Source organism: Magnetospirillum gryphiswaldense MSR-1 v2, assembly GCF_000513295.1.
Taxonomy (GTDB): domain Bacteria; phylum Pseudomonadota; class Alphaproteobacteria; order Rhodospirillales; family Magnetospirillaceae; genus Magnetospirillum; species Magnetospirillum gryphiswaldense.
This window is the reverse complement of record NC_023065.1, coordinates 3,446,668-3,466,595: the sequence shown is the minus strand read 5'-3', so window position 1 is coordinate 3,466,595 and position 19,928 is coordinate 3,446,668. Positions and strand designations below refer to the sequence as shown.

The following is a 19,928-nucleotide window of genomic DNA, read 5'->3' as shown; positions in this document are numbered from 1 at the left end:
CACCGTCATGGCCCAGCGCACCCTGATCATCACCCTGCCCCCGTTCGAGGGCGGCGTTCCGGCCAAGACCCGGTTGCTGGCGCAGGAGCTGGCCGCGCGCGGACATCAAATCACCATCGCCTATTACGCACCGCTATCCAGCCACCGCCATCTCAGCCCGCCGCCCTGGAGCCTGCGCTGCCCACGGACGGAGGCCGGGCGGTGCTTCGACGACGAATGCGCCGCAATCGCCGTGGGCTGCCGCTGGGCCGAGCTGGAATTTCCCTATTATCTGGATTCGCCGCGCTGGCGGGCATTGATCGACGCCCATGACCGTCATGTGGCGGTGGGCGGTACCGTTTTGGTATCCAATCCCCTGCGGACCGCCGAAGTGCCGCATCTGGTGTGGTGCGCCAGCGACATGCTGGGCGACCGATTGGACCGCCGTCGGGCCATGGCCTGGCCGCGCCGCCTGATCGACCGCACAATCGTCGGCCCGGTGCAGGCGGCCATGGAGCGGCGCATCCTGGCCGGAACCGGCCACATCGTCACCGTCGGCCATCATGCGCTTGGCATATTCCGCCGCCTGGGCTTCCCCATGGACCGGGCCGGGATCATGCCCATCCCCACCGATCCCGATCTGTATCGCCCCGCCACCACCGAGGCGGAAGCCGGCATCATCGGTTTCGCCGGGCGAGCCAACGATCCGCGCAAGAATCTGGGGCTGCTGGTCCGCGCCATCGTCATCGCCCATGGCCGTGACCCGCGCATCCGTCTGCGCCTGACCGGACAGCCCGATCCCTCCACCGCCGCCATGATCCGGTCCCTGGGCGCCCACGCGCTGGTGCAATGGCAAGGGGTGCTGCCGCGCCGGGATCTGCCCGGCTTTTACGCGGGACTGGACGTTTTCGCCCTGCCATCGGCGCAGGAAGGATTCGGCATCGTCGGCATCGAAGCCATGGCCTGCGGCGTGCCGGTGGTTTCCACCCGTTGCGGCGGCCCGCAGGATTATGTGCAAGACGGCGAGACCGGCGTGCTGGTGGATTCCACCGCCCAGGCCATGGCCGAAGCCCTGTTGCGTCTGGTCGCCGACCGTGCCTTGCGCCACCGCCTGGGGCGCGCCGCCCGGCACTTGGCGGAAACCCGTTATTCTCCCGCCTGCTTCCGCAAGGCTCTCGAGGAAAACTGGCACGCCGTCTGGGGGGAACAGCCATGATCCCGCGCCTGCTCTATCTGGTCAGTCACCCCATCCAATACCAAGCGCCGCTGTTGCGCCTGATCGCCGCCGATTCCGGCCTGCATTTACGGGTCTTGTTCGAACGGGTCGACACCGTGGCCGGCTATCATGATCCCGGGTTCGGCACCCATGTGCGCTGGGACGTGCCCTTGCGCGATGGTTACGACAACATCGCCCTGGCGGAAACCGACCTAGCCGCCGAAATCGCCGCCGCCGATGTGATCTGGCTGCACGGCTGGGCCAGCCCGGTCATGCGCCGGACCTTGCGGCTGGCAGCGCGCTTGGGCAAGCCGGTGCTGATGCGGGCAGAGAACTGGGATGGCGCCATGCCCGACGGCATCGGCCCGCGCGGCTGGCTGAAGCGGCTTTACCTGCGCTGGATCTTCGCCCGTTGCCGGGGATTCCTGGCCATCGGATCGGCCAATGGCGCCTATTACCGACGTTTCGGCATCAATGACGACCGTATCATCACCATGCCCTACGCGGTGGACAACGCTTTCTTCGCCGCCCACGCCGCCCAGGCCGACACCGCCTCCTTGCGCCATGAGCTGGGCATCGAACCGGAGCAACAGGTCATTCTGTATGCGGGCAAGTTCCAGCGGCGCAAGCACCCCGAACAGGTGGTCGCCGCCTGGAAATCCCTGCGCCAACCGCGCCCGGCACTGCTGATGGTCGGTGACGGCGAGATGCGCGCCGAACTGGAAGCCATGGCCGAACCGGGGATGATCTTCGCCGGTTTTCGCAATCAGACCCAGTTGCCGGCCTTTTATGCCCTGGCCGACGTCTTCGTGCTGCCGTCGGAACACGAGCCCTGGGGATTGGCGGTGAACGAGGCCATGGCCTGCGGCACCGCCGTGGTGGTCAGCGATCAGGTCGGCGCCGCCTTCGATCTGGTCGATGACAGCACCGGCGCGGTGTTCGCCGCTGGCGATATCGCCGCCCTGACCGTCGGCTTGGCCCATGTTCTCGATCAAAGCGAAATCCGTGGGCAAGCGGCGGCATCCCGCATCGCCACCTGGGACTTCCGTGCCGATCTGGCCGGATTGCACAAGGCGGTGGCCCATGTCCTTGGATAGGCCGCTTTCCATCGTCGTCGTCGGCCAGACCATCGCCGGCAGCCGGACCCCGCAACGGGTAGCGGCATTGCGGCGGCTGGGCCACCGGGTCGGGGTGGTGCCCATCAACCGCGACGGTGCCACCTATGAGGATCGGCCCAGCCTGATGGACCGGCTGCGCTATCGCCTGCGCCTGCCCGCCGATCCGGCCAGTTGCAACGACGCGGTCTTGACGGCTGTCGCCCGGGATTGCGATCTGGTGTGGATCGAAGCGGTGCCGATGATCCGTGCCGCCACCCTGAACCGATTGCGCCAAGTGGCGCCCAAGGCGCTGCTGGCCTGGTATTCCGAAGACGACATGATGAACCCCATCCATCGGTCGCGTTGGCTGGAGCGGGCCATGCCCGTTTTCGACTGGTGGCTGACCACCAAATCGTTCAACCTCGACGCTGACGAGGTGCCGTCCTGGGGCGTACGCCGCATGCTGTTCGTCAACAACAGCTTTGATCCCGATTTGCACCATCCGACAGCATTGAGCGAAACCGAACGCCGGGAAGTCCAGGCCGACATCACCTTCATCGGCACCTTCGAAGCGCCGCGTGCCGCCAGCCTGTTGCGGCTGGCCGAAGCCGGCATGGCCGTCAGGGTGTGGGGCAATGGCTGGGGCGGCTGGATCGACCGCCACCCCAATCTGCGCATCGAGAACCGCCCGGTCTATGACCGCGATTACGCCAAGGTGGTCGGCGCCGCCAAGATCAGCCTGGGCTTTCTGCGCAAGGGCAACCGCGACCGCCAAACCTGCCGCACGGTGGAGATTCCGGCCTGCGGCGGCTTCATGCTGCACGAATATTCCGACGAAGCCGCCGCTTTGGTCCACCCCGACAGCGAGGCCGGTTTTTTCCGCGATGACGATGATCTGGTGACCCAGGCGAAACGCTGGCTGGCCGACGACACGGCGCGAATCAAGGCGGCTCAGACGGCGGCACGGGCAATGATTGAACGCGGCCATAGCCACGATGCCCGCCTGCATGGCATCCTGAACCGGCTGTTCGGGGAATCTAAGACACCATGAAAATCCTGATCAACGCCATTTCCGCCCGTATGGGCGGTATCGTCACCTATACGCGCAATCTCATGGACAGTCTGGCAGAGCGTAGCGGCACCGCTGAATTCGCCGTGTCCCAGCGCTTTCCCGGTACCGACCGACCCAACATGCTGCGGGTCGCCGCCAGCGATTTGCGCCCCGCCCTGCGCCTAGTCTGGGAACAGACGCAATGGCGCCGGATCGTCAGCCGCCGTAAACCAGACGTATTGTTTTCATCGGCCAATTTCGGCCTGTTGGCCTGTCCGGTGCCGCAAGTTCTGCTGGTGCGCGAAGGCGGCCTGTTCGATCCATTCTATCTGGCCAATGTCTCCCCCGAACAAGGGGTGTGGTCGGCGCTGCAGCGCAAGGCCCGCCGCCGCCTGATCATCGCCTCGGCCCGCAGCGCCGATCAGGTGATGACACCGACGGCGGCCATGCGCGATCTGCTGTCACTGTGGGCCCCCGACCTGGAATCCAAGATCACCGTCAATCCCTATGGCACCATGAGCCATTCCTTCGTCCCGGCGACGGAAGCGCCCCGGCACTGGAGGGCCGACGGTATCCTGCGGCTGCTTTACGTGTCGGTATATTATCCGCATAAGCGCCCCGGCCTGGTCTGCCAGGCGGTCGAGGCGCTGATCGCCCGGGGCAGCCAAGCCCATGCCACCATCACTATGACCCGGCGGGAACTGGACGACTTCCAGGGCAGCGCCCATGATCGCATCTTGGTCGACAAGGCCATCGCCGCCCAGACCGTGACCTTGGGCCGCCAGCCTTATGAATCCCTGCCGGCCCTGTACCAGAACCACGATATCTTCATCTTCCCGTCCATTTCAGAAACCTTCGGCCACCCCATGGCCGAGGCCATGAGCAGCGGCATTCCCGTTCTCGCCGCCGACACCCCGGTCAACCGCGAAGTTTGCGGCGACGCCGCACTTTATTTCGATCCGCTGTCGCTGTCGTCGCTGCTGGACGGCATCGACCGGCTGGAGGGCGACCCGCATTTGCGGGCCGAACTGGTGGATAGGGGCCGCAAACGGGTGCTGTCCTCCTACACCTGGGAGCAGCATGTGGAGCGATTGATGGAAATCCTTTCCGACACCGCCCAGCGCAAGCCGGGCTGAGTTCCCATGCCGAGAACCCCACGCTTCGCCATCTCCAGCCTGATCCTGGTGGCCAGTGCCGTGGCCCAAGCGGTCGTCGCTTTTGGCGCCAATCTGATCATGGTCCGCCACCTCGATCCGGCCCAGTTCGGTCACTTCGCCGTGGTCCAGGCCTCGGCGGCGTTGGTGCTGTCGGTTCTGTCCATCCGAGCCAACACCTTGATTATCCGTACCCTTGAAGCCGAACTCGATGCACCGCGTCGCGATCTGCTGTTTTCGGTCATCGGCTGGGAAACCATTTTAGCATCGCTGCTGATCACGGTGCTGATGGTGAGCGCCGGCAACACCCAGTGGACCGATTGGTGCCTGGTCCTGGCCCTGGTGATCGGTCATTGGACCAACCAGAACCGGGCTTTCTTCGAACGCGGCTTGCGTTTTGGCGCCTTGGCCGTCATTGAAACCGCGGTCCAGATCAGCGGGCACGGCTTGGCCGTGATCCTGGTCCTGACCGGAATCGGGGCGGGAAGTCTGTATTTGCGCGAATTGTTTTTCACCCTCGGCGGTTTGGCCGCCTTGATCGGCATCGGTGCCATTTCATTTTATCGATTCCACTGGGTCGGTTGGTCGCAATGGCGCGCGGTATTGCGGGACGGACGCGGCGTCTGGCTGGACGCCATGCTGGAAAACAGCTTTTCCCGCCTGACTCTGTTGCTGGTCAATGCCAATACCGGCCTGAGCGGCGCCGGACTGTTCTTCCAGGCACAACGTCTGGCTATGGTACCGCAACAAGTGCTACAACCGATCAGTGGACGGGTGGCGGGTGCTTGGTTCGGGCAAACCGAATGCCATGGTCAACGCCGCCTGATGCGCCGTCGCCTCCTGCTGGTCACCGCCCCACCTTTGGCCTTGGCCGCAATCCTTGCTTGGGCATTGGCCGATCCGGTGGTGCCGTGGATCTTCGGCGCACCTTGGGCGCCGGCGGCGCCGATCCTGGCGGCACTGGCCGGCATGATCCTGTTTCTGCCTTTGTTTGAAACCTTGCGCTCGGAGGTGGTGGCTTCCAAACGGGTCCGTTGGCTGCTGGTCGCCCGTCTGGCCCAGTATGGCGGCTTGCTGATCCCGCTATGGCCCGTGCTCATGGGGGAAAGCGTCGATGCCACCCATCTGGGTCTGGCCCTGTCGGCGGCCTATGCCGGGGCTTTCGTCGTGCTGGCGGCCTTGGTGCTGCGCTTCGACGCCAGGGCATAGGGGTTGCACCCGCCGCCAAGCGGACCGATGATGCCGCCATGATCACCACAGCCCCCCTACCCACATGGCAAAGCTTGCTTGGCCGGCACCGAACTACCGATGCCGCCGCCCTTTGGCGGCGCGCGGGTCAACAGGCCATGGTGACCCCCAGATCCAGTTGGTCGCTGGCCTGGCTGGCCAGCCTGCGCGGGACCACGCCCACGGTCGCCCTGCCGTCCTGGTTCTGCAACGCATCCCTGGCTCCGCTGCGGGCCATGGGGGCGCGGCTGATTTTCGTCCCGGTGGATGGTAACGGGTTGGCGGATTGGGATCATCTGACCCAAGCCGATCTGGTGGTGGCCGTCCACACCTTTGGTCGCGCCGTGTCGCTGGACGGCGCCCGCGTCGCCTGCGCCCGCACCGGCGCCCTGCTGGTCGAGGATGCCGCTCATGTCCTGGCCCCGACGTCAGGCATTGGCCAAGAGGGGGATTACATTCTTTACAGCCCACACAAGGTGCTGGCCCTGCCCGATGGCGCGGTGCTGGTGTCCAACGGCGCACCGCTGCCGCCATGCCCGTCCATGGTTCAATCCTCACCCTGGCCGTGGGTGTGGCGACGCCTGCTTCAGCGGAGTCTTCCCGATATTGTGCGCCCCCGCTTGCCCCAGGGCGGCCAAGCCGATTTCCTGACGGATCCGACGGACGGGGACGTACCCGCCCCGCTCTACCCATCCCCCCTGGCCCAGGGCCTTATGGGCGACGCCGATCTGGCCGCCGAGGCAAGCAGGCGCCGCATGAATGCCGCCGCCTTGCGCCATGCGGTGGGGGGACTGGCCGGCTGGCATCCCTTGTTCGCCGATGACGGCCCGGCTCCTTACCGTCTGACCCTACGCTGCGACGACACCGACATCGCCATTGCCCGCTATGCCGCCTTGCGACAGGCCCATCTGCCGGTGGAAAGCTGGCCCGACCTGCCACCGGAAGTCAGCGATAGCAATGCCATCGGCCTGCGCCGGTCGGTGATCCTGCTGCCGGTGCATGGCGCGCTGCCACCAGGATATGAACAGCTTTACGCCAAGGCCCTGGTCCATGTTTGACTTCACTTTCGACAGCCTGACCCGCTCCCAGTGGGAAGATTTGTTCACCCAGGCCGGCCAATCCGCCCTGGTGCAGAGCTGGGCCTACGGCGAGGCCAAGCGGGCCGAAGGCTGGAGCCCCCGTCGTCTGCTGATCAGCCAAGACGGCCAGCCGCTGGCCCTGGCCCAGGTGCTGGAAAAGCGCGTGGCCGGATTGGCCCGTATCGCCCGGCTCAATCGCGGCCCGGTGTGGCTTGGCCCGCTTGCGCTCGAAGACCAACTGGAGATCATCACCGCCTTACGCCGTCCGTGGCGGCTGTGGCGGGCGGCGGCCTTGTTCATCGCCCCTGAACTGGGGCAGGACCATGCCCCCCGCCTTGGCCTGATCCGCCGCAAGGCACCGTGTTGGGGCTCGGCCTGGATCGATCTGGCGCAACCGTTGGACGTCTTGCGCAAGCGGCTGGACGGCAAATGGCGCAACATGCTGGTGGGGGCGGAAAAAGCCGGCCTGTCGGCGGATGTCTCGGCCAGCGCCGAATCCCGGCTGTGGCTGATGGGGCATTATGCGGCGCTGATGCGCGACAAGCATTTCACCGGCATGCCGCCGGCCCAGATCGCCGCCCTGGCCCAATCGCTGTATCGGCCCGAAGACCTGCTGGTCATCCGTGCCCTCGCCCCCGACGGCGAACCCGTGGGCGGCATCCTGCTGGCCCGCCATGGCGCCAGCGCCACCTATCTGGTCGGCTGGAACGGCGATATGGGCCGCAAGCTGAAAGCCAACAACTTCCTGCTGTGGCAAGCGGTGGTGACGCTGAAGGCGCAAGGCTGCCTGTGGCTCGACTTGGGCGGCATCGACGCCGACCTGACCCCCGGCATCGCTGCCTTCAAGCGCGGCATGAAAGGCGAGGAATACTGTCTGGCCGGCGAGTTCCTAAGCCTTTAGGCCGGCGGCCAGCCCGTCCAGATGGGCACGGGCCTTGCGGTACAGCGGGTCAAGTCCCCCTTCCACCGCCAGCCGGCGCCAGGCATCACCACCGCCCAACTCCACATGATCGGCGCGCAGGGCAAAGGGGCTGACAGCAGCGTGATTGGCCCCGCGTACACCACTGCGGCAAAACCGGTGCAAGGCGGCGATGGCGGCCAGGGACGGCGCGTCTACCGACCAGGCATCGCCGAAAGTATAAGCGAACCAGTCGGGCACCGCCCCCAAACGCTGGCGAAACGCCTGCGCCGCCCCCTCGATCTGTTCTGCCCGCGCATCGGGACTTAAGGCCGTCAGGCGCTTGTGGTCCAGGGTATGGCTGCCGATTTCCTGGCCCAAGGCCTTCAACCGCTCGACCCCATCCCAGTCCAGGATGCGCAAATCCCCCGCCGCCCGCTTGCCGTCGAAGACATTGGCGGCGATGGCGGCGCTTTGGGCCGCGCCCGACAATTGGGTCAGACCGGGGCAGATGAAGAACAGCGCCTGGATACCCAAAGGGGCAAGGATGGTCTCGGCCACCTCCAGATTGGACTGAAAGCCGTCATCGAAGCTGAGAAGGATGCCACCGGGTCGAGGCGAGGCGGCGGCCTGGGCCGGGGTGATCAGCCGGCCATCGGCAAGCAGGCGCCGCACCAGCGCGGCGAAGACCGGACGCTGCGGCGACGGCACGTCATGAAACAAAAGCGTGCGATAGCCCCTGGGCGGAACCACGGCGCACACGCCGCGCCATGCGGCCAACCAGACGGGAGCGATCAGGGAGCGAAGGTCGGACATGGCCTTTCCATAGCACAAGCACCGACAGCGACGCACGGATGTTGTATCCCGGACCCGCTTCGGCTATTGCTGCCGCATCCGATTGCATGGGCTGGGCCGATGACTTTTCCGTTTCACAAATACGACGACATCGCCGCTTTCTACCGTGACTACCGCCAGCAGATCGCCGAGGCCATGGCCTCGGTCGATGAAGCGGCATTGGCCGCCGCCGGCGCCTTGATCACCCGCACGGTGGCTGCCGATGGCGTCGTCTATTCCTGCGGCAACGGCGGATCGGCGGCCATCGCCAACCATCTGGTGTGCGACCATGCCCGCGGCGTATCCGCCGACACCGGCCTGCGTCCGCGTATCCACAGCCTGTCCTGCAATGTCGAGATCATGACCGCCATCGCCAACGACGTGAACTACGCCGAGGTGTTCGCCCACCAACTGGCTCTGGCTGGTCGCCCCGGCGACTTGCTGATCACCATTTCGTCGTCGGGCGATTCGGAAAACGTGGTACACGCCATCGCGCACGCCAAGGAAAACGGCATCGCCAGCATCGCCATCACCGGCTTCGCCGGCGGGCGGTCCGCTGCCCTGGCCGACATCAACCTGCATGTGCGGGGCGACAATTACGGTGTCATCGAGGACGTGCACCAAAGCCTGATGCATGTGTTGGCCCAATATCTGCGCCAGGCCCGCATGGACCCGGCACTGGTGGCGGCCCGCAAGTTCTAGCCATCCTGGCCCGCGACGATCTGGCCGACCTTATCGCGGATAGCCGCTCCCAAGGCCTGGTAACCCCAAGGCGTAGTGTGTGAACCCAAGCCCCAAAACACCGGTTGACGGGCTTCGGCCGAGCGCAGGATGGCTAAACCATCCACATAGGGCAGGTCGAGTTGGGCCACCGTCCGGGCAAAGTCCTTTTGCAACATGTCGCTGATGCCATCGAAGCGATTGAAGCCGATAAAGGAGTAGGACGAGGGCTGGAAAACCACGATCATTCGCCCGCCCCAAGATTCAGTCAGCACCTTGGCCTTGGATAAGACGTCGCCAACGCCTTGATAGTCGCGTACCGGCCATGAAAAGTATACACCGAGTAATCTCCGCAGAGATGCCAGTGAAAAGAAGTCTCGTATGCTGCCTATTTGAGTATCTATATGTACTGCCTTGGCCGGAGATACAGGTTGAGCTTGAGAAATCAGGCGCTCTACCATAACCTTACGGAAATAGCTCTTCAGACCATCGTCGATCTCTGCTTGGCGAGACAGCAATTTCTGGCTGAATTCTCCATCGAGATAAGCACGCAGGACCGAATTCTGGCTTTCCCGCTCGAAATCGCTGAAATCGTTGTCGATGGTGAAAACCCAGACCACCACCTTGGGCCGGAGCGTCGGCCCGTATTCGCGCAATCCTGCCAATTCCAGGATCGGGCCGTTACCTCCAATACCGATGCTGATCGTTTTTGGATAAACTTGCCGGATGGTGGCGGCAAAAGTGTCTTCGCGTTCGACACAAGCGCCGTGGGTGTACGAATCACCCACCAACAACACATCCAACGGGGCTTGCGACCACAAACCCTGCGGATTGTTGAAACCATGCTCGTCAGCGTCGTAAACGATCAGGCCCGATCCTTCATTGCAAAAGACCGTGCGGACACCCGAAATCCCCCCCAGTGGAACGACACGGCCAGACCGGACCGGAAGCAGCGCTGGATGGTCGGATGGACCCGGCTCCACGTAATTACATCGCGGATGGGCAAAGGAACAGCCTGCGGTATAGGGCCACTCCTCACCCTGACTTCGATATGCCATTCCCTGTTGAGCGAGAAGAGTGGAGCGTTGGTTCACCAGCTCGCGTAGTTCGGCTTGCTGCCGTGGCAGGAACATGAAATCGAGGAACGCCTCCGCTGCCACCACGGCAACAGCCGTGGCAATCATGGACAAGGCATAAGCCAGCTGCCAGTCCCTGCCCGCCCGCAGGGCGACAAATCCTGCCACCGCCATCGTCACCGGCACGACCACCGTGACCACGATGGCACTGGGAGAAGGCGGCAATCCCTTCCATATGATCAGCACTGCGGCGGCGGCGGCCAAAGCGGCGGATGCCAAAGTAATGGCCGAAAAGCGAATCAAACGTGTTGTCATTCTGGTGTCCATTTTCCGCTGACATCATGCTGTATCCGCCTGGCCCAGCCGCGCAAATGCGGCTGGCCCATCCATTGGGCGATGGGGACGAAAAAGCCAGTCTTACGCCGGGCTAGTACCGCGTCGGGTAAGGCCGGGCGGGCACAGGTGGCCATATCCAGTTTTGACGCTGGCTTGCCGGCTTTGACCAGCCCTACCACCTGCGACAGCAACACGGTATCGACCAGCGGCACCCGGATTTCCAACGAATGGGCCATGCCCGCCCAATCGGCGTCACGCAGAAGCTGATTGCGCATATAGAACGCGCTTTCCAAGGCGCTGATCGCCAGACGCGGATCATGAATACCCTGGATGGTCTCGGCCAAGGCCAGACGCGGCTGCAAATCGCGCCAGCCGGTCCGCGCCATCTCGGGGTCCATCACCCGGGGCAGTTCCCATGGCATGAACAGACCGCGCCGCAACAGATAGGCGTCGGAGAGATTGGTACCGTATTCCAGCAATCCCGCCCATTTGGGCGAGGTGAAACGGGACAGCCACGGCGCACTGACCGCGCGGAAGCCTCGTCCCAGGACCGGCGCCCAACCGAAGACCCGCAATCGCTCGACCAGACGCGGTAATTGGCGGAAGGAATCGTAGCCGGCGAAGATTTCATCACCGCCCAAGCCCGACAGGGCCACCTTCAGCCCGCGCTGGTGGGCGGCGCGGGCGACGAACCAGACATTGACGCCATCAATGGACGGCTGGTCCATGTCGGCCAGGATTTGCCCGCGCGCGGCGGCGAAATCACCGGCGGGAATGCGGCAGGTGGCGTGGTCGGCTCCGTAATGGGCGGCGACCTGTTCGGCCAGCGGCGCTTCGTCGCCATCGGTCCCGGCCAGTTCGTCGAAAGCCAGGGTGATGGTCTTCAGCCGTTCCGACGGCATGGCCTGGGCCGCCAGGGCAGCAATGGTGGTGGAATCCAGCCCCGCCGACAGAAACACTCCCACCGGCACGTCGGCGATCAGATGATGGCGCACCGAATCGGCCAAGGCGGCCCCCAGATCGATGCCGGCATCGGCGGGGGCGGAAGCGATGGTCCGGGCCACGTCGAAGAACCGGCCCTGGGTGTGGTTGCCGTCTTCCCCCCACCACATCCAGCCGCCGGGAGCGACCGCGCGGATATGGCGGTACAGGGTATGCGGTTCAGGGACATGGCCCCACAGCAGAAAGCCCACATGGCCGGCGGGATCGGCGGTGGTATCGATGGCGCCACCGGCCAGCAATGCCTTGACCTGCGAGGCGGCGCGGACGCAGCCGCCCTGGTCGGCGTAATAAAGCGGCTTGATGCCATAGCCGTCGCGGGCCAACAGCAATCCGTGGCGGGCGTGATCCCACAGGGCGATGGCGAACATGCCGCGCAGCCGCGACAATCCCTCGACCCCATGGCGGGCATAAAGCTCCAGCACCACCTCGGTGTCGCCGTGAGAGCGGAACACCGCCCCCGCCAGCTCCAACTGATGGCGCAATGCCTGGAAATTATAGATTTCACCGTTGAAGACGATGGTCAGACGGCCATCGGCACTGGTCATGGGCTGAGCGCCGGCCTCGGACAAATCCAGAATGGACAGACGACGATGGGCCAGCCCGACCCGCCCCGACGGCGCCAGCCATTGTCCGGCGCCATCGGGGCCGCGTGCGGTCATGTGGTCGCGAATGCGCTGCAATTCGGCGGCATCGACCGGCTTGGCATCGGCGTGATGGGCGAAAATGGCGGCAAGACCGCACATGGTACTGGCCCCCTCGGGGATTGGCTGTGGCGGCGAGACATACCCGATTTTCACCCCTGGCGCCAGCCGCGGCGCCGGGGGGCTTGCCCAAGGTCTTGCAACACCTGGGCGGACCTGCCACCATCCGGGCCGATCCTCAGGATGGGTTAAGGACATTTCCTTGGGTATTTCCTGGTCTTTGGGCGCTTGGCGCCCGGTGTTGCGGCACGTTGCCGACGGGCGCGCGGTGGCCATCACCATCGACGACGCCCCCACCCCCGAAACCATGCCGGCCATGCTCGACCTGTTGGACCATCACCGGGCCAAGGCCACGTTTTTCATGTCCGGCTGCCGGGCGGTGGAGCACGACGCCCTGGTCGCCGACACCATCGCCCGCGGCCATGCCGTCTATGCCCATGGCTGGGAGCATATCCGCCTGGACCGCGCCGGCACCCAACGTCTGGTCGCCGATATGGAACGTTGCGAGGCATTGCTGGCCCGGCACCGCCCGACCCCAAAGCCCTATCTGGTGCGCCTGCCCTATAACGGCGGCTATCGCAACGCCAAGGTGCATCGGGCGCTGCAACGCTGGCAGCCCGGGTGCCAGATCGCCCATTGGGGCCCTAGTACCGAGGACCACCTGATTTCCACCCGTTGCGATACCGATGGCGATGTGGGGCCACAATGCGCCGCCGAGGTGGCTCGCATCCTGGCCGACCCCCGCTTGCCCGGCGCCATCATCCTGATGCACGACCAACCCATCAACGAACGCCCCGGCGCCCAGTTCAAGGCGGCGGTCACCATCGAGTTGATGCGCCAGTTGCTGGAAGGCCTGAGCGGCGCCGGCTATGCCTGCGTCACCATTTCCCCCGCGCCTTCCGCCCCCTGGTGGTCGCGCTACGCCCTGGTCTAGACATGCGCATCCTGCACACCATTCCCGGTCGCAATTGGGGCGGCATGGAACACCGGACCATCGAACAGGTGCGTTGGCTGGTCGCCCACGACCACCCGGTCTGGCTGGCCGCCCCCGCCGACGGCGAGCCCTTCGCCCGCGCCCAGGCCCTGGGCCTGCCGGTCATCGCCTTCAATTTCGACCGGCCCTGGCGGCTGCCGACCATGACCGCCCTGCGCGCCATCGTCAGACAGCACCGCATCGACATCATCGACACCCATGTCACCCGTGACGCCAAGGCGGCCATGGGCTGCATGGATCTGTGCGCGGTGGTGCGCTCGCGCCACGTCAACCAACCGCTGAAACCGTCGCTGGTGCGCCGGCTGCAATGGCGCATGGGGGCTGATCACATCATCACCGTGGCCCAATGCACCCGCGATCATCTACGCGACATCGGTCTGGCCGATCCGGCCCGCAGCACCGCCATCGGCGGCTGGGCCGACGAAAAATTCTTCCAACTGCCCGACCCGGCGGCCACCCGCGCCCAGGTGCGCGACGAATGGGGGGTGAGCGCCGACGATTACGTCATCGTCTGCGTCGGCATGATCCGCCCCGACAAGGGCCAGGACCATCTGATCGGTGCCTTGGGCCTGATGAAACAACAGGGACTGACCCCCCGATTGGTCATCGTCGGCAGCGCCACCGCCGAGGCGCTGGACTATGAACGCGGCCTGACCGCCCAAGCCCGCGACCTGGGGGTGGATGGTCAGATCAGCTTCACCGGCTATCGCGACGACGTCGCCCGCATGATGATCGCCGGCGATCTGATGGTCATTCCATCCTTGACCGAGGCGCAGCCCCGCGTCGCCGTCCAGGCCTTCGCCACCACCCGCCCGGTGGTGGCCAGCGCCGTGGGCGGCGTGCCGGAGATCGTGGTCGACGGCAAGACCGGCTGGCTGGTGCCCCCCGCCGACCGCCCGGCCCTGGCCGCCGCCATCACCAAGGTGATGAACGATCCCGCCGGCGCCGCCGCCATGGCTACCGGTGCCCGCGCTTTGGCCGAGAACTCCATGCGCTTCGATCATCGCATGGCCGAAACCCTGGCGACCTACCAGACCGCCATTAGCCGGGCCAAGGCTCGGCTGATACCGCCATTCCGGGGTCTGGCATGACCAATCCGCCCCCCCGCCTGTCGGCCCTGGTGGTTGCCCACAATGAGGAAAAGCGGCTGCAAGCCTGTCTCGAGCGGCTGACCTTCGCCGACGAGATCGTCGTGCTGTTGGACAAATGTACCGACGGCAGCAAGGCCATCGCCGCCCGCTTCACCGACCGCCTGCTGGAAGGCCGCTGGGATATGGAAGGCGAGCGCCGCAACACCGGCATCGCCTTTTGCACCGGCGACTGGGTGCTGGAAGTGGATGCCGACGAACACGTCACCCCAGAGCTGGCGGTGGAAATCCGCGCCACCATCAACGCCACCGCTTTCGACTGGCACGAAATCCCGGTGGACAATTACATCGGCGAGCGTCTGGTGCGCCATGGCTGGGGCGGATCCTTCGGCAAGGCGGCCTATCCCGGCCTGTTCCGCAAAAACGCCAAGACCTGGGGCAATGACCGCGTTCATCCCAGTCTGATCTGGCGCGGGCGCAAGGGGCCGATGCTGAAACACCGGATCAACCATTACGTCGATCGCAATATCTCGGACATGATCCGCCGCCTGGACAGCTATTCCACCGCCAAGGCCCGCGACCTGCGCGACCGCGGCGAAACCTGGGGCTCGACCGCCAGCAATGTGCGGCGCATGGTGTCGCGGTTCTGGAAATGCTATGTCTCGCGCAAGGGATACCGCGAGGGCGGCTATGGCTTCATCATCGCCGTCTGCGCCGCGCTTTATCCCATGTTGTCGCACCTGAAAGCCCGGCTGGAGAAAGAATGATGGCCCATATCGTCATGGCCGACGACGGCATCGTCTTCGATGGCCGCACCTTGGACGAACGCCCCTTGGGCGGGGCCGAAACCTCGTTCATCGAGATGGCCAACGCCCTGGCGGCGCGGGGCCACGACGTCCACGTCTATAACAAGTGTACCCAGGCGGTGACCCATCGCCGGGTCCATTGGCACCCCATCGCCGAAGGCCTGCCGGAAACCGCCGACCTTTACATCGCCAATCGCGGCGACAAGCTGATCCGTCAGGTGCCGGGGGCGAAGAAGACCATCTTCTGGATTCACAATCCCGCCGGCTATCTGCTGAAATGGCGTTATCAGTGGAAACTGGCATTGCGCCGCCCGACCATCGTCTTTTCCGGCGCCAGCCATGCCGGCACCTATCCGGCCTGGGGTTTTGCCGGTGGGCGTGAAATCGTGCTGTACGGGCTGACCGATCTGTTCTGCCACGCCAGCCAACGCCCCGCCCCGCCGCCGCCGCGCGCGGTTTTCACCTCGAACCCACTGCGATCCCTGGATTGGCTGCTCGATATCTGGGAAAACGCGGTCCACCCGGCGATCCCCGCCGCCCAGTTGCACATCTTCGCCGGCATGGCCACCTATGGCGCCGCCGGTCAGGCCAAGGCCGGCAAGATGGGGCCGGTGCTGGAACGCGCCGCCGGATTGGCCGACAAGGGCGTGGTGCTGCGTGGACCAGTGCCCAAGGCGCAATTGGTGGAGGAACTGACCCAGGCCCGCCTGCTGATGTATCGTGGCGACATGGGCGAGACGTTCTGTTCGGCGGTAGCCGAGGCCCAGGCCATGGGCGTGCCGGTGGTACTGGAAGACATCGCCTGCATGAAGGAACGGCTGATCCACGGCCAGACCGGCTTCGTCACCCAAGGGGCCGAGGATTTCGCCGCGCGTTCAGTGCAGTTGCTGACCGACGATTGCTTGTGGACGGCCCAGCATCAAGCCTGCCTCGACCATCAGCGTCGTTGGCGCTGGGACGACGCCGCCCGCGGATTCGAGCGTATCGCCGGTTGGTGACCGGCGATACGCCCGCTTTCTTTTTAGTGACGAAAGTGCCGCATGCCGGTGAACACCATGGCTAGGCCCTTTTCATTGGCGGCATCGATCACTTCCTGATCGCGCATGGAACCACCCGGCTGGATGATGGCGGTGGCGCCCGCCGCCGCCGCCGCCAGCAGGCCGTCGGCGAAGGGGAAGAAGGCGTCGGACGCCACCACCGAACCGACGGTGCCGGCCTGAGCCAGACCGGCGGCATCGGCGGCTTCCTTCGACTTCCAGGCGGCGATGCGCGACGAATCGACGCGGCTCATCTGGCCCGCACCGATACCGACGGTGCAGCCGTCCTTCACATAGATGATGGCGTTGGACTTGACGTGCTTGCAGACGCGGAAGGCGAACAGCATGTCCTTCAGCTCCTGCTCGGTCGGCGCCCGCTTGGTCACCACCTTCAACCCGTCCAGAGTGACGCGGCCATTATCCTTGGATTGCAGCAGATAGCCGCCCGAGACGTTGCGCAGCGTCATCGCCGCCGAGGCCGGGTCGGGCATGCCGCCGGTGACCAAGAGGCGCAGATTCTTCTTGGCGGCGAAGGCGGCGATAGCGGCTTCGTCGGCTTCGGGGGCGATCACCACCTCGGTGAACAGCTTGCAGATTTCCTCGGCGGTGGCGCCGTCGAGCTTGCGGTTGATGGCGATGATGCCGCCGAAGGCCGACACCGGATCACAGGCCAAAGCCGCCTTGTAGGCGCTGACGATATCGGCGCCGCTGGCCACGCCGCAGGGATTGGCGTGCTTGATGATGGCCACGGTGGGTTCGTCGAACTCGGCCGCCAGCTCGAAAGCGGCATCGGTGTCGTTCAAATTGTTGTAGGACAGTTCCTTGCCCTGCAACTGCTTGGCGGTGGCGATGCCCGGACGCTGGACGCCGTTGACGTAGAACGCCGCCTGCTGGTGCGGGTTCTCGCCATAACGCAAGTTCTGCTTCAATTCGCCGGCCACCACCACGCGGCGGGGGAAGGTGTCGCCCAGTTCACGGGCGAACCACTGGGAAATGGCCGCGTCATAGGCACCGGTGCGGGCATAGGCGGTGGCGGCCAGATGCTTGCGCAGGGAAAGCGTGGTGGCGCCGCCATGGGCGCTCATCTCATCCATGACGCGGGCATAATCTTCCACGTCCACCACCACGGTGACGGCGTCGTGGTTCTTGGAGGCGGCGCGGATCATCGCCGGGCCGCCGATGTCGATGTTTTCCACACATTCGTCATAGCCGGCGCCCTCGGCCACGGTGGCTTCGAACGGATACAGGTTCACCACCAGCAAATCGATGGGCGCGATGCCGTGTTCGGCCATGGCGGCTTCATGTTCGGCATTGCCGCGAATGCCCAGCAGACCGCCATGCACCTTGGGGTGCAGGGTCTTGACCCGGCCATCCAGCATTTCCGGGAAACCGGTGTGATCGGCCACTTCCACCACCGGGATGCCGGCATCGCGGATCGCCTTGCAGGTGCCGCCGGTGGACAGCAATTCCACATTGCGTTCGGCCAGGAAACGGGCGAACTCGATCAGACCGGTCTTGTCGGATACCGACAGCAGGGCGCGGCGGATGGGGCGAAGGTCGGACATGGCTGGTGGCTCCGGAAAACGAATTGCAGGGGGTATAACGCCGCCGGGGCGGCGAAGAAAGATCAAAGTGCTCAACCCAACTGGGCGGCACACGCGGACAGGATGTCGGTGACCGTCACCGCCAGCTCCAGCGGGGCCAAATCCCGGTCCCGCGCCCGGATACGGCGGACGAAATCGTCGATGACGCAATCCAGCGGCTTGGCCGGGTCGATATCCACGCCTTTACCGTCCAAAGTCAGCTTGGTTGTGACGAGATCGTCATAGACCAGCACGCCATTGTCACCAACGACCTGGAAACGGCGGGTCTTGTCCATCAGCGTACCGATGACGAAATCGGCCCGCACCGTGCCGAAACGCAGATCCAAGGCCACGTTCTGGCCGATGCCATCGGCCTCCGGGCGTTGATCCATCAGCCGCGCCGTCACCCGGTCGGGCGGCGATCCCAACAGGTCCACCGCCATGGCCACGTCATGCGGTCCCCAATCCCATAACACAGAAGCATCCCGGCGATAGGGGCCATGATTGCCGGCCCGGCCTTCCACCGACCGGATGGGACCGATCCGCGGCAGCAATTGCTTAAGGCGCTGAAATGCCGGAGCAAAGAGATGGATATGGTCGACGGCGACCACCGCCCCCAGGCGCCCGGCCTGATCGCGCAGGCGGCGGGCCTCATGCGGGTCCAGACACAGCGGCTTTTCCACCAAGGCGGCCAAGCCTTGCGCCACGACCGCCAAGGCCATGGGCACATGCGTGTGCGGCGGTGTGGCGATGACGATGCCGTCAAGACCGGGATGGGCCAGCATCCGGCGCCAATCGTCGTACAAAACACAGGCGGGCGGCAGCAGGGCGGCGGTTTCCGCCTTGGCGCTGGCCACCGCCGCCAAATGCACGCCCGCATGGTCAGCCATGGTGTTTACGTTCGCACGGCTGGCCATGCTGTGCAGATAAACCCGCCCCCAGCGACCGGCGCCGATCAGACCCAGCCGGACCGGGGGCGTCATCGGTTTATTCCTGACCGGTATAGACCTTTTCGGCCCAATTCAGGAACCGCTTGAGACCGTCGGCCAGATCCACATTGGGTTCGAAGCCCAGTTGCAGACGGGCCTTCTTGATGTCGGGGCAACGGCGGTTGGGTTCATCGGCCGGGTAGGAATCCGGGTATTCGATGACGTTGTACTCGACCTTCTTGCCCTGCGCCTTCTCGATGCTCTTGACCAGCTCGACCATGGAGATTTCCGGCTTGGGATTGCCGATATTGTAGGGCTCGCCCGGTACGCCCTTCAGCACCACCAGGGTAAAGCCGACCATGGCGTCGGTGATGTAGCAGAAGGTGCGGGTCTGGTTGCCCGAGCCATAGACGTTGAGCGGACGGCCCGCCTTGATGCGGTTGGCGAAATTGGGCAGCACGCGGTAATCGGTTTCCTGCATGCCGGGGCCGAAGACGTTGAACGGACGGATGGTGTTGGTCTTGGTCCCGTGCTTCTCATGGAAGATGTGACACAGGGTTTCACCCACCCGCTTCGATTCGTCATAGCAAGCGCGGGGCCCCTGGCAGGACACGTTGCCGCGATAGCTTTCCGGCGTCGGCACGTGCTTGGGGTCGGGATCGCCATAGATTTCCGACGAAGAAAAGAACACCAGCCGGGCGTTATGCTCGGTGGCCAACTCCAGCATGTTGCGGGTGCCGCGCACCGCCACTTCCAGGGTTTCCAGCGGATAGGCGCGGTAATAGAACGGGCTGGCGATGCCGGCGGCATGGATGACGTAATCCACCTTCTCGTCCAGCTTCACCGGCTCGATGACATCGTGCTGGATGAAGGTGACGTTGGGGAAATCGGGGATTTCCGATCCTTCCTTGCCGGCGGTGATCAGATTATCCATGGCGATCAGGCGGCACGGCTTTTCCAGGATGTGTTCGTTCAGATGGGCGAACATTTCCATGAAATAGCGGCCCAGGAAGCCACGGCCGCCGGTCAGCAGCACGGTCTTGCCGGTGAAATCGTGGGCGGGCTTGCCCAGGCGTTGGCAGATCTCGGCGATGTCGGATTGCAGCAGAAATTCGGTCATG

Annotated in this window: 18 protein-coding genes; 12 read left to right on the top strand and 6 right to left on the bottom strand. The window is 64.8% G+C overall.

From position 1 onward, the window contains the following. Window positions 1-7: 7 nt before the first annotated feature. The 7 genes from MGMSRV2_RS16705 (at window position 8) to MGMSRV2_RS16675 (ending at window position 7,704) form a co-directional block, all read left to right on the top strand. The gene (locus MGMSRV2_RS16705) at window positions 8-1,195 is read left to right on the top strand and encodes a glycosyltransferase family 4 protein (protein WP_024081538.1); all 1,188 of its coding nucleotides are present in this window, start codon (window positions 8-10) and stop codon (window positions 1,193-1,195) included. After that, window positions 1,192-2,292: a glycosyltransferase family 4 protein gene (locus tag MGMSRV2_RS16700; RefSeq protein ID WP_024081537.1), complete on the top strand. Its 1,101-nt coding sequence runs from the start codon at window positions 1,192-1,194 to the stop codon at window positions 2,290-2,292. Before MGMSRV2_RS16705 ends, MGMSRV2_RS16700 begins: the two co-directional genes overlap by 4 nt. Next, a complete protein-coding gene (locus MGMSRV2_RS16695; RefSeq protein ID WP_024081536.1) occupies window positions 2,279-3,343 on the top strand; it encodes a CgeB family protein in 1,065 nt (354 codons plus the stop codon). The genes MGMSRV2_RS16700 and MGMSRV2_RS16695 overlap by 14 nt, the downstream gene beginning before the upstream one ends. Further along, window positions 3,340-4,479: a glycosyltransferase family 4 protein gene (locus MGMSRV2_RS16690; protein WP_024081535.1), complete on the top strand. Its 1,140-nt coding sequence runs from the start codon at window positions 3,340-3,342 to the stop codon at window positions 4,477-4,479. Before MGMSRV2_RS16695 ends, MGMSRV2_RS16690 begins: the two co-directional genes overlap by 4 nt. A gap of 6 nt (window positions 4,480-4,485) precedes the next feature. Then, entirely contained in the window at window positions 4,486-5,706 is a 1,221-nt protein-coding gene (locus MGMSRV2_RS16685; protein WP_024081534.1) for an oligosaccharide flippase family protein, read from the top strand. Window positions 5,707-5,843: 137 nt separating this feature from the next. Further along, entirely contained in the window at window positions 5,844-6,782 is a 939-nt protein-coding gene (locus tag MGMSRV2_RS16680; RefSeq protein ID WP_024081533.1) for a DegT/DnrJ/EryC1/StrS family aminotransferase, read from the top strand. Then, on the top strand, window positions 6,775-7,704 hold the full coding sequence (locus MGMSRV2_RS16675) for a lipid II:glycine glycyltransferase FemX (protein WP_024081532.1): 930 nt from the start codon (window positions 6,775-6,777) through the stop codon (window positions 7,702-7,704). The genes MGMSRV2_RS16680 and MGMSRV2_RS16675 overlap by 8 nt, the downstream gene beginning before the upstream one ends. On the opposite strand, the gene MGMSRV2_RS16670 is transcribed toward MGMSRV2_RS16675, so the two are convergent. Next, window positions 7,693-8,517 (bottom strand): polysaccharide deacetylase family protein, encoded by an 825-nt coding sequence (locus MGMSRV2_RS16670; RefSeq protein ID WP_024081531.1) that lies wholly within the window; start codon window positions 8,515-8,517, stop codon window positions 7,693-7,695. The two genes, MGMSRV2_RS16675 and MGMSRV2_RS16670, sit on opposite strands and share 12 nt — an antisense overlap. A gap of 99 nt (window positions 8,518-8,616) precedes the next feature. On the opposite strand from MGMSRV2_RS16670, the gene MGMSRV2_RS16665 reads away from it, so the two are divergent. Next, window positions 8,617-9,237, top strand: a complete 621-nt coding sequence (locus tag MGMSRV2_RS16665; RefSeq protein WP_024081530.1) for an SIS domain-containing protein — start codon at window positions 8,617-8,619, stop codon at window positions 9,235-9,237. Here the strand turns inward: MGMSRV2_RS16665 and MGMSRV2_RS16660 are convergent. Together MGMSRV2_RS16660 and asnB are read right to left on the bottom strand one after the other, a co-directional pair. Continuing rightward, complete coding sequence (locus MGMSRV2_RS16660) at window positions 9,234-10,646, bottom strand: hypothetical protein (protein ID WP_024081529.1); 1,413 nt, start codon at window positions 10,644-10,646, stop codon at window positions 9,234-9,236. The two genes, MGMSRV2_RS16665 and MGMSRV2_RS16660, sit on opposite strands and share 4 nt — an antisense overlap. Beyond that, complete coding sequence (gene asnB, locus MGMSRV2_RS16655) at window positions 10,643-12,412, bottom strand: asparagine synthase (glutamine-hydrolyzing) (RefSeq protein ID WP_024081527.1); 1,770 nt, start codon at window positions 12,410-12,412, stop codon at window positions 10,643-10,645. The genes MGMSRV2_RS16660 and asnB overlap by 4 nt, the downstream gene beginning before the upstream one ends. A 160-nt stretch (window positions 12,413-12,572) precedes the next feature. Here asnB and MGMSRV2_RS16650 point away from each other — a divergent pair, with 160 nt between their 5' ends. From MGMSRV2_RS16650 to MGMSRV2_RS16635, 4 genes are read left to right on the top strand one after another with little or no spacing between them, the layout of a single operon-like run. After that, window positions 12,573-13,304: a polysaccharide deacetylase family protein gene (locus MGMSRV2_RS16650; protein WP_024081526.1), complete on the top strand. Its 732-nt coding sequence runs from the start codon at window positions 12,573-12,575 to the stop codon at window positions 13,302-13,304. 2 nt (window positions 13,305-13,306) lie between these two features. Then, entirely contained in the window at window positions 13,307-14,455 is a 1,149-nt protein-coding gene (locus MGMSRV2_RS16645; RefSeq protein ID WP_024081525.1) for a glycosyltransferase family 4 protein, read from the top strand. Further along, complete coding sequence (locus MGMSRV2_RS16640; RefSeq protein ID WP_024081524.1) at window positions 14,452-15,219, top strand: glycosyltransferase family 2 protein; 768 nt, start codon at window positions 14,452-14,454, stop codon at window positions 15,217-15,219. The genes MGMSRV2_RS16645 and MGMSRV2_RS16640 overlap by 4 nt, the downstream gene beginning before the upstream one ends. Next, on the top strand, window positions 15,216-16,256 hold the full coding sequence (locus MGMSRV2_RS16635) for a glycosyltransferase (RefSeq protein ID WP_024081523.1): 1,041 nt from the start codon (window positions 15,216-15,218) through the stop codon (window positions 16,254-16,256). The genes MGMSRV2_RS16640 and MGMSRV2_RS16635 overlap by 4 nt, the downstream gene beginning before the upstream one ends. Window positions 16,257-16,279: 23 nt before the next feature. On the opposite strand, the gene purH is transcribed toward MGMSRV2_RS16635, so the two are convergent. From purH to MGMSRV2_RS16620, 3 genes are all read right to left on the bottom strand, one after another. Further along, a complete protein-coding gene (gene purH / locus MGMSRV2_RS16630) occupies window positions 16,280-17,860 on the bottom strand; it encodes a bifunctional phosphoribosylaminoimidazolecarboxamide formyltransferase/IMP cyclohydrolase (RefSeq protein WP_024081522.1) in 1,581 nt (526 codons plus the stop codon). 71 nt (window positions 17,861-17,931) lie between these two features. After that, entirely contained in the window at window positions 17,932-18,861 is a 930-nt protein-coding gene (locus tag MGMSRV2_RS16625; protein WP_024081521.1) for a Gfo/Idh/MocA family protein, read from the bottom strand. Between the two features lie 4 nt (window positions 18,862-18,865). After that, the gene (locus MGMSRV2_RS16620; RefSeq protein ID WP_024081520.1) at window positions 18,866-19,927 is read right to left on the bottom strand and encodes an NAD-dependent epimerase/dehydratase family protein; all 1,062 of its coding nucleotides are present in this window, start codon (window positions 19,925-19,927) and stop codon (window positions 18,866-18,868) included. Between the last annotated feature and the right edge of the window lies 1 nt (window position 19,928).